The organism is Brevundimonas sp., from assembly GCF_003248455.1.
Taxonomy (GTDB): Bacteria; Pseudomonadota; Alphaproteobacteria; order Caulobacterales; family Caulobacteraceae; genus Brevundimonas.
Window position 1 is genome coordinate 1 of the sequence record NZ_QFNM01000048.1, and the last position, 13,970, is coordinate 13,970.

Consider the following 13,970-nt stretch of genomic DNA (forward strand, 5'->3'; position numbering starts at 1 on the left):
GCATGATCGACTTGAAGCGGCCGGCGATGTCCGGATTGAACACGTCGCCCGACTCCTCGAAATAGGCCCAGGTGTCGGCGTCCATCGTCTCGGACCACAAATAGCTGTAATAGCCCGCCGAATAGGCGTCCGAGGTGAACAGGTGATTGAACTGCGGCAGCCGGTGCCGCATCACGATCTCCTTGGGCATGCCGATCCGGGCCAGGCTCTCGCGCTCGAAGGCGTCGATGTCGGTCGGGGGAACGGCCTGGGTGTGCAGGTCCATGTCCACGATGGCCGAGGACAGATAGCTGACCGTCGCATAGCCCTGGTTGAAGGTGGCGGCGGCCTCGATCTTGTCCACCAGCGCCTGGGGCATGGCCGCGCCTGTCTGATAGTGTTTCAGATAGCCGTCCAGGATCGGGCGGCTCAGCACCCAGTGCTCGTGCACCTGAGACGGATATTCCACGAAGTCGCGCGGCGTATTGCCGAACGACGGATAGGTCACGACCGACGAGAAATAGTGCAGCGCATGGCCGAACTCGTGGAACAGGGTCTCGGCGTCGTCCAGCGAGATCAGCACCGGCTCGCCCGGCTCGGGCTTGGTGAAGTTGTTGTTGTTCGAGGCCAGGATGACCTTGGAGCCGTCCAGCTGCGAGAAGGACCGATAGGTGGTCATCCAGGCGCCCGACCGCTTGCCCGGCCGTGCGTAGTCGTCGGTGTAATAGACGCCGATCAGGCGACCGTCGCGCGTCTTGTCGTAGACCTCGTAGACCTCCACGTCCGGCTCGAACACCGGGACCGACCCCTTGGGCAGCTTCTTGAACTGGAAGCCATAGAGGCGTTCGGCCATGGCGAAGGAGCCGGACCGGACCGCGTTCAGCTCGAAATAGGGTTTCAGCTCGTTCTGATCGAGGTCGTATTTCGCCTTCCTGACCTTTTCGGCGAAGTAGAGATAGTCCCACGGCTCGATGTCGAACCCGGCGATCGCCTTCATGTCGGCGACCTCCTCGGCGACGCGGGCCTTGGCCGGCGCCCAGACGCGGTTCATCAGGGCCTCGGCCGCCGCCGGCGTCTTGGCCATGGTGTCCTGCATCCGCAGTTCGGCATGGTTGCGATAGCCCAGCAGTTTCGCCCGTTGATCGCGCAACTTCACGATCTCGGCGATGGTGGCGTTGGTGTCGTTGGCGTCGCCGTTGTCGCCGCGATTGACGAACTTCTTCCAGACCTGCTCGCGCAGCGCCCGGTCGTCCGCGAAGGTCAGGAAGGGATCGACCGCCGAACGGGTGTTCAGGATGGCCCAGCCCTGCAGGTTGCGGCTGCGCGCCGCGCCCGCCGCCGCGGCCTTGTTGGACTCGGGCAGGCCCGCCACCCCGGCTTCGGTCGGGATCAGGGTCCAGGCGTTCTCGTCGGCGACGACCTTCTGGCCGAAGCGGGTGAAGGCGTTGGACAGGGCGGTGTTGATCCGGCCCAGTTCCGCCTTGCCGGCGGCGTCCAGATTGGCGCCCGAGCGGATGAAGGCGTCGCGGCGACGCTCGGCCAGGCGCTTCTGCTCGGCGTTCAGGCCCATGGCGTCGGCGTTGTCGGCGACGGTCTTGACGCGCTGGAACAGCTTTTCGTTGAAGGTGATCTCGTCCGAGGCCGCCGACAGCAGGGGCGACAGTTCGGTGTCCACGGCGTCATAGGCTTCGCCTCCGATGTTGGAGGTCATCACGCCATAGATGTTGGACGCGCGGTCCAGCGGCTCGCCGGCCAGCTCCAGCGCCGCCAGGGTGTTGGCGAAGGTCGGGGCCTCGGGGTTGTTCGCTATGGCGGCGATGTCGGCGCGTTGCAGTTCGATGCCTTCCAGCATGGCTTCGCGCAGCTTGGCGGGCGTCACCTTGTCGAAGGGCGGCGCGCCGTCGTACTTGCCGGTCCACACCTGCAACAGTTCGGCGCGCGGCGCCTGGGCGGGCAGGACGGCGCGGGCGATGCGCGCTTCTTCCGCCACGCTGGCGGGCGAGGGCGCGGCGGCCGAACCGCCGGCGCCCGAGGCGGCTCCGGTCGAGGCGCAGGCCGAGAGGGCCATCAGGCTGCCGCCCGCGATGAGAAGCTGGCGTCTGTGCATGGAGTGCTCCGTGGGAAAATCATATCGGCGCTACACTTAGGCCGCTAATCGGCCAGCGTCACCTGATCGGCCGCCAATCTTATCGCCAATGCGGTTGGATACGTCGTCGCACTGTTCTAAAGCGCCGGCATGGCCATTGGTGTTTTCGACTCCGGCGTGGGCGGCCTGACCGTCCACCGCGCCCTGACCCGGCGCTTCCCCCAGCGGGACTTCGTCTATCTGGCCGATCAGGCCCACGCCCCCTATGGCGGACGCGGCGGCGAGGACATCGTCGAACTGACCCGGGCGGGGTGCGAGCGTCTGTTCGACGCCGGCGCCTCCCTCGTGGTTCTGGCCTGCAACACCGCCTCGGCCATCGCGCTGCGCCGCCTGCAACAGACCTGGCTGCCGGGTCTGCGCGAACGCCTGGGCCGCCCCGTCAATATCCTGGGCATCATCGTGCCGACCATCGAGGCGGCCACCGGCAAGCCCTGGAGCTTCGAGGCCGAACGCCCGCGGGAGGGCGAAAAGGTCGCCTCCATCGACATCACCGGCGTCTTCTGCACCGCCGCCACCGCCATCAGCCGCGTCTACGAGATCGAGATCGACAAGCGCCGCGAGGACATCGCCGTCTTCTGCGAGCCCTGCCCGGGCCTGGCGGGCCTGATCGAACTGGGCGCCCCGGCCGAGGAGCTGAAGGTGGTGATCGACGACCATGTCGATGCGCTGCGCCGCCGCATCGGCCGCCACCCCGACAAGGCCATACTGGGGTGCACCCATTACGAGATCGTCGCCCAACTGTTCGCCCAGGCCTTGCCGCCGGGCACGACGCTGATCGAACAGCCGACGGCGGTGGCCGACGCCCTGGACCGCTATTTCAAGGCGCACCCCGAATACGACCTGGGCGACAGCGGCCGTCGCGACTTCCTGACCACCGGCCAGGCCGGACCTCAGTCGGAACTGGTGTCCCAGTTCTGGGGCGCGCCGCTGACGTTCGAACAGACGTAAGGGCTCAGCACCCCGAACAGTCGGGCAGACGTTCGGTCTCCAGCTGCAGCGTCGTATGGCCGATGGCGTGGCGGCGCGCGACCGCCTGGGCCTCGCCGATCAGGGCCGCCCCGTCCGCCCGGTCGTGGACCAGGTGCGCCGTCAAGGCCGTCTCGGTCGTCGACAGGGCCCAGACGTGCAGGTCGTGCACCGCCCGAACGCCCGGCAGGGCGACCAACGCCTTTTCCAGCCCCGCCACGTCCACGCCGCTGGGCGCGCCGTCCAGGGCCAGATTGACCGAATCCTTCAGCAGCCCCCATGTGGACCACAGGATGACCGCCACGATCGCCAGGCTGACGATCGGATCGACCACCGACCAGCCGGTCGCCATGATCAGCCCGCCCGCGACCACCACGCCTAACGACACGCCCGCATCGGCCATCATGTGCAGATAGGCCCCCTTGGCGTTCAGGTCGTGCTGGGACCTCATGAACAGAAGCGCGGTGCCCAGGTTGATGACGAAGCCGATCCCCGCGACCGCCATGATCACGCCCGACCCGACCGGCGCCGGTTCGTTGAAACGCCGCACGGCCTCGAAGGCGATGGCCCCGCAGGCGAAGATCAGCAGCAGCGCATTGCCCAGCGCCGCCAGCACGGTCGCCTTGCCGAAGCCATAGGTCCGCCGGCCGCCGGCCGCCCCGTGCGCGCCGCGCCGCGCCAGCCAGGCCGCCCCGCCCGCCATGGCCAGACCCAGCACGTCGGACAGATTGTGGCCCGCATCGGCCAGAAGCGCCGTGGAATCCGCGATCAGCCCCGCCCCGAACTCGCAGGCGACGAAGATCAGATTGACGACCAGCCCGACCGCATAGCGCCAGTCGCCGGTGTCGACCGGGCCGTGGCCGTGCCCCCCGTGGCCGTGAGCGTGGCTGTGACCATGACCGTGGCCACGGGCGTGCGAACGCCCGTGACCGTGATCGGCATGATCGTGGTCGTGGTCATGGTCGTGATGGGCGGCGTTCATGGCTCGCCTATACGCCCTTTACGCATACAGCCAAGCCGCTACTTGATAACGCTTTGAATGTTATCATGTAATATCAGTGCTGATGCATGGCCACGATCAGGCCCAGGGCGATCAGGGCCAGGCCCAGCACCGCCCCCTCGTAACGCGCCCACCGCTCCAGACGCAGGATCGAGGCGCCGGCGCTGGCCAGGGCCGTGAACAGCGCCATGCCCGCGACGGTGCCGACGGCGAACACCAGGGTCAGCAGGGCCAGGGCCCCGATCCCCGCCGAGGCCGAAGACAGATAGATGGGCAGCAGCACCTCGCCCGGCGACACCGCCATCATGGCGACCAGGCCCCAAAAGGCGGCCTTGTCCGACACCGCCGGATCCGGCGTCTCGACCCCCGGGCCGCCGGCCAGGACGGGACGCCGCAGGGCCGACCGCGCCAGATAAAAGGCCCCGAACAGGAACAGCAGCACCGCCGCCAGGTGGGGCAGGATCCCTCCGATCCACTGGTCCAGCGCCAGGCCCGCCGCCACGATCAGGCCGCCGACCACCGCCGTCGTGGCGATGTGGGCCAGGCCCGCCGCCGTCACCGCCAGCAGGATGCGGCGGGGCCGCCAGCCCTGCGCTCGCCCGACCAGGGTGAAAGGCAGCCAGTGGGTCGGCAGGGCCGCGTGCAGGAAGGCCGCGACGAAGCCGCCGCCCAGCAGGGACAAGAGGACGGACTGTTCGGCGCCGGGAGACATGACGCCGCCTATAGCGTGTTACTTTATAACGGTCGAGCCGAATTCGACATCAAAGCCAGTCGGCGAACGGCTCGCGGTCCAGCATCTCCTCATAGGTCGGGCGCGGTCGGATCACGGCCCACCGATCGCCGTCCACCAGAACCTCGGGCGCCAGGGGCCTGCTGTTGTATTCGCTGGCCATGACCGCGCCATAGGCTCCCGCCCCGGTGAAGACCACCAGGTCCTCGGCCTTCAGCGGCGCCAGGGCGCGGTCGCGCGCGAAGGTGTCGCCCGTCTCGCACACCGGCCCGACCACATCGTAGGCCAAGGTCTGGCCGCCGCGCGGAACGACCGGCCGGATGTCGTGGAAGGCGTCGTAGAGCGCCGGCCGCATCAGGTCGTTCATCGCCGCGTCCAGCACCAAGAACCGGCGCCCGTCCGAGCGTTCGTTGACCTGGATCACCTGGCTCAGCAGCACCCCGGCGTTGGCGGCCAGCAGCCGCCCCGGCTCGAACGCCGCCTCGACGTCCAGCCCGTCCAGCACCCGCGCCGCCATGGCGACGTAACGGGCCGGGGACGGCGGCTCGACCCCGCCGGAATAGGGCACGCCCAGCCCGCCGCCCAGGTCCAGCCGCGTCACCGCATGACCCTGGGCGCGCAAGGCCCGCGTCATCTCGGCCAGGACCGTGAAGGCGGCCTCCAGCGGGGCCAGGTCGACGATCTGGCTGCCGATATGGCAGGCCAGGCCGACCGGCGTGACATGGGGCGAGGCCGAGGCCTGGGCGTACAGATCCATCGCCTCTTCCACCGGCACGCCGAACTTGTCGCCCTTGCCGCCCGTGGTGATCTTGGCGTGGCCGCCCGCACCCACATTGGGATTGACGCGGACGGCGATGGCAGGCGCCGCATCCATCATGGCCGCGACGGCGATCAGCCGGTCTAGCTCGGCGCCGGATTCGACGTTGATCTGGCGCACCCCGACGCTGATCGCGAACGCCATCTCCACATCGGTCTTGCCGACCCCCGAGAAGATGATGCGGTCGGCCGGCACGCCCGCCGCCAGGGCCCGGCGGATCTCGCCTTCCGACACGGTGTCGGCGCCCGACCCCAGTTTGGCCAGGGTGGCCAGGACCGACAGGTTGGAGTTGGCCTTGACCGCAAAGGCGATCAGGGCCTCGCCCAGGGCGTCGCGATGCGCGTCGGCGGCGGCGCGCAGCAGGCCGTAATGCCGCTTCAGCGTCGCGGTCGAATAGACATAGGCGGGCGTGCCCACCTCGTCGGCGATCAGCTCCAGCGGCACGCCCTCGGCATGCAGGGCCCCGTCCTTCAGGTCGAAATGGTGCAAGGTCTATCGCGGATCGTTCTGGGCGGCGCCGGCGCCGATGGGATTGGACGGGCCGCCGTCGATCGGCACGCTGCTGGACGGGCGGTTCATCGTCGCCGGCTCGGGCAGGTGCGGGGCGCGGCTGTCGCGCGGCGCGCGCTCGGTCTGGCGCACCGGCGATTCCAGGTCCGCCATCCGCCCGCAGGCCGAGGTCAGCAGGGCGAGCGCGCCCGCGAGGATCAAAGTCTTCTTCATAGGCGGCCTCTCCAATCGGCGATGCGCGCGCGGACCTGTTCCGGCGCGGTTCCGCCATAGCTCTGTCGGCTTTCGCAGGAAGCCTGGGCGGTCAGCACCTTGTAAACCGCTTCCGTGATCCCCGGCTCCAGTTTCTGCATCTCGTCCAGCGGCAGTTGCGCCAGGTCTACGCCCAGCGCCTCCGCCCGCTTCACCGCCGCCCCGGTCACATGGTGCGCCTTGCGGAACGGCAGGTTCAGTTCACGCACCAGCCAGTCGGCCAGGTCGGTGGCGGTGGAGAAGCCCGCGCCGGCTGCGGCGGCCATCCGTTCAGTGTCAGGCTGCAGGGCCGAAACCATGGCCGTCATGGCGTTCAGCGCCAGGTCCAGGGCGTCGAACGCCTCGAACACCGGCGGCTTGTCCTCCTGCATGTCCTTGGAATAGGCCAGCGGCAGCCCCTTCATGACGGTGGACAGGGCCACCAGCGACCCCATGATCCGCCCGGTCTTGGCCCGCACCAGTTCGGCGGCGTCGGGGTTGCGCTTCTGCGGCATGATCGAAGAGCCGGTGGTCAGGTCGTCGGGCAGGGCGGCGAAACCGAACATCGGCGTCATCCACACTACGATCTCCTCGGCCAGGCGCGACAGATGGCCCGCCGTGATCGAGGCGGCGGCCAGGCTTTCCAGCGCGAAGTCGCGGTCCGACACCGCGTCCAGGCTGTTGGCCATCGGCCGGTCGAATCCCAGTTCCGCCGCCGTCATCCGGCGGTCGATGGGGAAGGGCGACCCCGCCAGGGCGGCGGCGCCCAGCGGGCTTTCGTTCATGCGCGCGCGGGCGTCGGCGAAGCGACCGGCGTCGCGGCCGAACATCTCGACATAGGCCATCAGATGGTGGCCCAGCGTCACCGGCTGGGCGGTCTGCAGATGGGTGAAGCCGGGCATCAGGTCGCCGGCGTGCTGTTCGGCGCGGTTCAGCAGGGCGGCCTGAAGCGTCTTCAACTGGGCGGCCGACCGGTCGCAGGCGTCGCGGACCCACAGGCGGAAATCCAGCGCGACCTGGTCGTTGCGGCTGCGCGCCGTATGCAGCCGCCCGGACGGCTCGCCGATCAGTTCGTTCAGCCGCGCCTCCACATTCATGTGGATGTCCTCGAACTGGTCGCGGAAGGGGAAGACGCCGTTTTCGATCTCGGCCTCGATGGCGTCCAGCCCGCCCAGGATGGCCTCGGCGTCCGCCGGCTGGATGATTCCTTGCTTGGCCAGCATCCGGCAATGGGCGCGCGATCCGGCCAGGTCCTGGCGCCACAGACGCTGGTCCACGCCGATGGAGACGTTGATGGCCTGCATGATCTCGGCCGGGCGCGACGAAAAGCGTCCGCCCCACATGTCTTGACCCGCCGGCTTCGCCGGCGCAGTCGAACCGGCGGATGGCATGGCGTCGGCAGGAACGGATTGGGTCATGAGCGGCTCTAGGAAGGCGATCTGGGCGGTGGTCGGCGCGGTCGTGGTGGTCAGCACCATCGCCGGCGCCGGCGGCATGGCGATGTCGCTATACGCCAATCATCGCCAGAAGGCGCAAATGCAAGAGGCCGCAACCGCCGCCGCGACGCCGAAAAGCGACCTGGCGCGCTTCGCCGCCGGTCCGCTGGCCGCGCTTTCCACCCCGGCCCGGGCCGAAACGGCCCCCGAATACGCCTTCCGCGACCGCACAGGCACGGCCGTCCGCTTCTCGGCCTTTCGGGGCAAGGTGGTGGTCGTGAACCTGTGGGCCATGTGGTGCGCGCCGTGCAAGGCGGAAATGCCGACGCTCCAGGCGCTGGCGAAAGCCTATGCGGCGAACCCGGACCTGGTCGTCCTGCCGATCAATGTGGATGCGACGCCGGAAGCCGCGGCCGAGGCCAGGCGTTTCCTGGACGATCACGCCCCCCTGCCCTTCTACAGCGACATCCGCTTCCAGCTGCCGTTCGAATTCCCCGCCAAGGGCGCCATGCCGCAAACCATCGTCCTGGATCGCCAGGGCCGTATCCGCGCGGCCATGGCGGGCGAAGCGGACTGGTCCAGCCCCCAGGCCCGCGCCCTGATCGACGCCGTGCTGGCGGAAGGGCCGCAGCCGGCGGCGCCCCCCGCCTGATCCGGCCTTAGTTACGGGCCGGGACGCGTTCGTCCGTGGCGGGATCGATCGCGCCCGGCTTGCCTTCGGCGGCGGCCTCGGCCTGTTCGCCTTCCAGCTTGTCGGCGACCTTGCCGGCGCCGGTCTCGACGGCCTGGGCCGCCTTCATCGCCCCGCCCTCGATCACCTCGCCGGCCTGCGACGCCACATCCGCCGTCTTGTCGGCGGCGGCCTCGGCATGGGCCTCGGTCTTTTCCTGCTCGGCCTGGGTGCAGGCGGCGGCGCCCAGCGTCAGGGCGGCGACGGCGGCCAGCAGGGCTTGGGTTCGGATCGTCACGGCGAAACTCCGGTCAAGGTTGGAAGATCGACGGGAAACGCAGCACAATGGCGCAGGTTGCCTCCTGGCCTCACGACGCCTTTCGGACATTGGGAACAGAAGCGCCCGGCCGCTGTTTCGCCTCCATGGCGCGACGCACGACCAAACCCCGTGTCCTGAAAAGCAAACGCGGCGTGGTCCTGTTACTGCTCGCCTTGGCGATCATCTTCGCTCTGCTTTACTTCGGAGTCGGCGCGACAGCCTTCTTCAGGACCCAGCCGCCGCCGATGTGATCCTTGGCTCTGCTGAATGCGGATGGGGTGGTGACTGGAGGCGGGATCGAACCGCCGACCTGTGGGTTATGAATCCACCGCTCTAACCATCTGAGCTACCCAGTCCCGGGCGTCGCGGGGCCGGAGCCGGCCGCGAAAGAGGCGTGCCTATATCGCCGTCGGAGGCTGTGTTCAAGTCATCTCGCGTCAGATCATGCGGCGATAGGGCGCACGACCGGGGCGCACGGGAACGGTAACGCTGGCCCTGCCGTTTTCGCTCGATAAGCCTCTCGCCTTTCGGAGCCTGCGCCATGCGCCTGATCGTCGCCGCCGCCTCTACGTCCTTGCTCGTGCTCGCCGCCGCCTGCGGGGCGAACGGCGAAAGCGCCGAGACCACGTCCCAGAGCGGCGCGCCGCTGGAGACGCGGCCGGCCAGCAATCCCGACCAGCGGCCGGCCTTCCCCGGCCAGACCCGCGCGCCGGCGGTCAAGACCGAACAGGCCATGAGCCATACGGTCGTCGCCTCGGGCCTGGTCCATCCCTGGGGTCTGGCCGCCCTGCCGGACGGCCGCTGGCTGGTGACGGAAAAGCCCGGCCGGATGCGCCTCGTCACCGCCCAGGGCCAGGTCGGCGAACCGATCCAGGGCCTGCCCGCCGTCGATGCGCGCGGCCAGGGGGGCCTGCTGGATGTGATCGTCAGCCCCGGCTTCGCCCAGGACCGGATGATCTACTGGAGCTATTCCGAACCGAGGGAGGGCGGCAACGCCACCTCGGTCGCGCGCGGGCGCCTGTCCGACGACGGGTCGCGGGTCGAGAACGTGCAGGTCGTGTTCCGCGCCCTGCCGGTCTATGACGGGGACAAGCATTTCGGCTCGTCCCTGGCCTTCGCGCCGGATGGCAAGCTGTTCGTGACCCTGGGCGAACGCTCCGACAAGCCGATGCGGCCCCAGGCCCAGGACCTGGGCTCGCACATGGGCAAGACCATCCGCATCAACGCCGACGGCTCCGTCCCCTCCGACAATCCGTTCGTCGGCCGCGCCGGCGCCCGGCCCGAAATCTGGAGCCTGGGTCACCGCAACGTCCAGGGGATCGCCGTCCAGTCGGGAACGGGCGCGATCTGGACCGTCGAACACGGCACGCGCGGCGGCGACGAGGTCAATATCGACAAGCCCGGACTGAACTACGGCTGGCCCGATGCGGCTTACGGCGTCGAGTACGCCGGCGGCCAGATCAACAGCGGCGCGACCCAGGCGCCAGGCACGGAACAGCCTGTCTACTACTGGGATCCGGTGATCGCGCCGGGCGGGGCGACCTTCTACCAGGGCGCCATGTTCCCCGGCTGGAACGGAAATCTGCTGGTCGCGGGCCTGAAGGAAAAGCACATCGCCCGGCTGGTGATCGCGGACGACCGCGTCGTCGGCGAGGAGCGTCTGCTGACCGATCTGGGCGAGCGGGTCCGCGACGTGGCGGTGGCCGCCGACGGCGCCGTCTGGGCCGTCACCGACGAACAGGACGGCAAGCTGGTCAGGCTGGCGGCGACGCAGTAGATTTCACCCTAGGGGGAACGAGCCGGGGCGCGCGCGTCCCATAGGGAGCAATCGACCATGCGTATCCTGATCCTCTCCACAGCCCTCGCCCTGCCGCTGCTTGCAGCCTGCGGCACGACCGGCGGCGTCAATCGCTATCAGCAGGAGATGGACGCCCTGGAGGCCGCCTGCGCCCGCGACCAGGGCATCCTGGTCCCGACCGGCGTCCAGACCGGCCGGCCGCAGACCGAATACGCCTGCAAGATCACCGGCGGCGCGAGCCGCATTCCCCGCGCCGACTGAGCCCGGCGCCGATCCCGACGACGGGTCGGACGTGCGTCCGCCCGTCGCCCCTTCCTGTCCTTCCCGTCGTCGCGAACGCCGCCCATCCTGGCGAGAGATCACGCGGCTTATTACTTGACGTTGACGTAAACGTAGGGTTCTTGGCGTCCACGCTTGGAACCGTCCTCCCCTCAAGTCGCGCGACACCGCGTGTCGCGCATAGGGGACAAAAATGGAGACCCACTCCCATGGCTGACGCCTATATCTACGACGCCGTCCGCACCCCGCGCGGCAAGGGCAAGAAGGACGGCTCGTTGCACGAGATCACCGGCCTCAGCCTGGCCACCCAGGTTCTTCAGGCGCTGCGCGACCGCAACGATCTGGACACCTCCAAGGTCGACGACGTCATCCTGGGCTGCGTGACCCCGGTGGGCGAACTGGGCGCCGACATCGCCCGCACCGCCGTGCTGTCGGCCGGCTGGTCCCAGGACACCGCGGGCGTCCAGGTCAACCGCTTCTGCGCCTCCGGCCTGGAAGCGGTGAACATGGCCACGGCCAAGGTGAAGTCCGGCGAGGCCGACTTCGCCGTCGGCGGCGGCGTCGAGGTCATGAGCCGCGTGCCGATGGGTTCGGACATGGGCGCCTGGCCGACCGACCCGTCCTCGGCCTTCCCGACCTATTTCGTGCCGCAGGGTGTGTCGGCGGACATGATCGCCACCAAATACGGCTTCAGCCGCGACGACGTGGACGCCTATTCGGTCGAAAGCCACAAGCGCGCCGCCAAGGCCTGGGCCGAGGGCCGGTTCAACAATTCGGTGATCGCGGTCAAGGATCAGCTGGGCCTGACCATCCTGGACCATGACGAGACGATTCGTCCGAACACGGACATGCAGGCCCTGGGCGGCCTGAATCCCTCTTTCGCCATGATGGGCGAGATGGCCTTCGACAGCGTGATCAACCAGCGCTACCCCGAGGTGGAGCGCGTGAACCACGTGCACACGCCCGGCAATTCGTCGGGCATCGTCGATGGTTCGGCCGGCGTCCTGATCGGCTCGCTGGAAGCCGGCCAGGCCCTAGGCCTGAAGCCGCGCGCCAAGATCCTGGGCGGCGCCTCGATCGGCTCGGAGCCGTCGATCATGTTGACCGGCCCGGAATATGTGACCCGCAAACTGCTGAAGAAGCTGGGCATGACGCCCGACGACATCGACCTGTGGGAGCTGAACGAGGCCTTCGCCGCCGTCGTCCTGCGCTATATGCAGGCGCTCGACATCGACCACGCCAAGATGAACGTGAACGGCGGCGGCATCTCGATGGGCCACCCCCTGGGCGCCACCGGCGCCATGATCACCGGCATCGCCCTGGACGAGCTGGAACGCTCGAACAAGTCGACCGCCCTGATCACCCTGTGCATCGGCGGCGGCATGGGCACCGCCACGGTGATCGAGCGGATTTGATCGCGCGCCTGTCCTCCCTTTCACCGTCACCCTAGGCCTTGTGCCTAGGGTCCAGACTCCCAGGCGGTGGAGTATGATCGGCAGGCGTTTGAGTTTCTGGATCCTCGGCACAAGGCCGAGGATGACGGGTTTCAAAAAGGGCGCGACCTGCGGACAGGCCGCCCGCTGAAAAAGGCAGGATCGCCAAATGGAAAACTTCAAGATCGACGTCGACGCCGACGGAATCGCCCTGGTCACGTTCGACGTCCCGGGCCGTTCGATGAACACCCTGACCTCCTCGGTCATGGCGGAAATCCCGCAGTTGGTCGAACGCATCAAGACCGACGACGCCATCAAGGGCGCCGTCATCACCTCGGGCAAGGCGTCGGGCTTCTGCGCCGGGGCGGACCTGGGCGACATGGCCGGCGGCGTGCTGTCGGGCGGCGGCGACCTGCAAAAGGCCTTCGACGCCGGCTGGGCGCTGAACGGCGCTTTCCGCGCGCTGGAGACCTCGGGCAAGCCGATCGCGGCCGCGATCAACGGCCTGGCCCTGGGCGGCGGGCTGGAGTTCACCCTGGCGGCCCACTACCGCGTGGTCGAGAACGACAACAAGATCCAGCTGGGCCTGCCCGAGATCAAGGTCGGCCTGTTCCCCGGCGGCGGCGGCACCCAGCGCCTGACCCGCCTGGTCGGCGTCCAGAACGCCATGATGGCCATGAGCGAGGGCAAGTCCTTCCGCCCCAACGACGCCAAGGGCGCCGGCATCGTCCATGAGGTGGTGGAGAAGGGCCAATCGGTCGAGGCCGCCAAGGCCTGGATCAAGAATGGCGGCAAGGCTGTCCAGCCTTGGGACGAGAAGTCGTTCAAGCTTCCCGGCGGCGGTCCCTACCACCCGGCCGGCATCCAGAACTTCATGGTCGGCAACGCCATGCTGCGCAAGCAGTCCTACGGCAACTATCCGGCCGTGGTGAACCTGATGAAGGCGGTCTACGAGGGCGCCCAGGTGCCGATGGACGCGGCCCTGCGGATCGAGACCCGCTACTTCATCAAGACCCTGATGACGCCTCAGGCCCAGGCGATGATCCGTTCGCTGTTCCTGTCCAAGCAGGAGCTGGACAAGGGCGCCGTGCGCCCGGCCGGCGTGCCCAAGTCCGATCCGAAGAAGGTCACGGTCATCGGCGCCGGCATGATGGGCGCGGGCATCGCCTATGTTCAGGCCATGGCCGGCATCGAGACCATCCTGATCGACCAGACCCAGGAAGCCGCCGACAAGGGCAAGGCCCATGTCGAGGAGCTGCTGAAGAAACGCCTGTCGCGCGGTCAGCTGACCCAGGAGAAGTACGACGCCCTGCTCGGCTCGGTCACGGCCACGACGGACTACGACCTGATCAAGGGATCGGACCTGGTGATCGAGGCGGTGTTCGAAAACCGCGAGATCAAGGCCGACGTGACCAAGCGCGCCGAGGCCCAGCTGGCCGACGGCGCCGTGTTCGGCTCCAACACCTCGACCCTGCCGATCACCGGCCTGGCCGAGGCTTCGGTGCGGCCTGCGGACTTCATCGGCATCCACTTCTTCTCGCCCGTCGACAAGATGATGCTGGTCGAGATCATCCTGGGCGAAAAGACGGGTCAGGCCGCCATCGCCAAGGCGCTGGACTATGTGCTGAAGATCAAGAAGACGCCGATCGTCGTCAA

General features: G+C 68.4%; 13 protein-coding genes and 1 tRNA gene. 6 read left to right on the plus strand and 8 right to left on the minus strand.

The window, feature by feature from the left end; translation table 11 throughout:
• On the minus strand, positions 1-2,086 hold a 2,086-nt coding region (locus DI624_RS14845; RefSeq protein WP_291540035.1), incomplete at its 3' end, for a M3 family metallopeptidase.
• A 129-nt stretch (positions 2,087-2,215) separates the two neighbouring features.
• Between DI624_RS14845 and DI624_RS14850 the strand changes: the two genes are divergently transcribed.
• The gene (locus DI624_RS14850) at positions 2,216-3,073 is read left to right on the plus strand and encodes a glutamate racemase (RefSeq protein WP_291540037.1); all 858 of its coding nucleotides are present in this window, start codon (positions 2,216-2,218) and stop codon (positions 3,071-3,073) included.
• Between the two features lie 4 nt (positions 3,074-3,077).
• On the opposite strand, the gene DI624_RS14855 is transcribed toward DI624_RS14850, so the two are convergent.
• The 5 genes from DI624_RS14855 to argH form a co-directional block, all read right to left on the minus strand.
• Positions 3,078-4,073, minus strand: coding sequence for a cation diffusion facilitator family transporter (locus DI624_RS14855; protein WP_291540039.1), 996 nt, complete (start codon positions 4,071-4,073; stop codon positions 3,078-3,080).
• A gap of 73 nt (positions 4,074-4,146) precedes the next feature.
• Positions 4,147-4,803: a hypothetical protein gene (locus tag DI624_RS14860; RefSeq protein ID WP_291540041.1), complete on the minus strand. Its 657-nt coding sequence runs from the start codon at positions 4,801-4,803 to the stop codon at positions 4,147-4,149.
• Positions 4,804-4,852: 49 nt separating this feature from the next.
• Positions 4,853-6,127, minus strand: a complete 1,275-nt coding sequence (gene lysA, locus DI624_RS14865) for a diaminopimelate decarboxylase (RefSeq protein ID WP_291540042.1) — start codon at positions 6,125-6,127, stop codon at positions 4,853-4,855.
• Between the two features lie 3 nt (positions 6,128-6,130).
• Positions 6,131-6,361, minus strand: coding sequence for a hypothetical protein (locus DI624_RS14870; RefSeq protein ID WP_291540043.1), 231 nt, complete (start codon positions 6,359-6,361; stop codon positions 6,131-6,133).
• On the minus strand, positions 6,358-7,722 hold the full coding sequence (gene argH, locus DI624_RS14875) for an argininosuccinate lyase (protein ID WP_291540056.1): 1,365 nt from the start codon (positions 7,720-7,722) through the stop codon (positions 6,358-6,360). The genes DI624_RS14870 and argH overlap by 4 nt, the downstream gene beginning before the upstream one ends.
• Positions 7,723-7,795: 73 nt before the next feature.
• On the opposite strand from argH, the gene DI624_RS14880 reads away from it, so the two are divergent.
• Positions 7,796-8,467, plus strand: a complete 672-nt coding sequence (locus DI624_RS14880) for a TlpA disulfide reductase family protein (RefSeq protein WP_291540044.1) — start codon at positions 7,796-7,798, stop codon at positions 8,465-8,467.
• Positions 8,468-8,474: 7 nt separating this feature from the next.
• Here DI624_RS14880 and DI624_RS14885 read toward each other — a convergent pair whose 3' ends face one another.
• Entirely contained in the window at positions 8,475-8,783 is a 309-nt protein-coding gene (locus DI624_RS14885) for a hypothetical protein (protein WP_291540046.1), read from the minus strand.
• A 300-nt stretch (positions 8,784-9,083) separates the two neighbouring features.
• Positions 9,084-9,160: transfer RNA gene (locus DI624_RS14890), tRNA-Met, on the minus strand.
• A 185-nt stretch (positions 9,161-9,345) separates the two neighbouring features.
• Between DI624_RS14890 and DI624_RS14895 the strand changes: the two genes are divergently transcribed.
• The 4 genes from DI624_RS14895 to DI624_RS14910 all read left to right on the plus strand — a co-directional run.
• Complete coding sequence (locus DI624_RS14895) at positions 9,346-10,581, plus strand: PQQ-dependent sugar dehydrogenase (RefSeq protein ID WP_291540048.1); 1,236 nt, start codon at positions 9,346-9,348, stop codon at positions 10,579-10,581.
• Between the two features lie 57 nt (positions 10,582-10,638).
• Positions 10,639-10,863, plus strand: coding sequence for a hypothetical protein (locus tag DI624_RS14900; RefSeq protein WP_291540051.1), 225 nt, complete (start codon positions 10,639-10,641; stop codon positions 10,861-10,863).
• A gap of 227 nt (positions 10,864-11,090) precedes the next feature.
• Positions 11,091-12,296, plus strand: coding sequence for an acetyl-CoA C-acetyltransferase (locus DI624_RS14905; protein WP_291540052.1), 1,206 nt, complete (start codon positions 11,091-11,093; stop codon positions 12,294-12,296).
• Positions 12,297-12,483: 187 nt separating this feature from the next.
• The coding region (locus DI624_RS14910) for a 3-hydroxyacyl-CoA dehydrogenase NAD-binding domain-containing protein (RefSeq protein WP_291540054.1) at positions 12,484-13,970 on the plus strand (1,487 nt) is incomplete at its 3' end.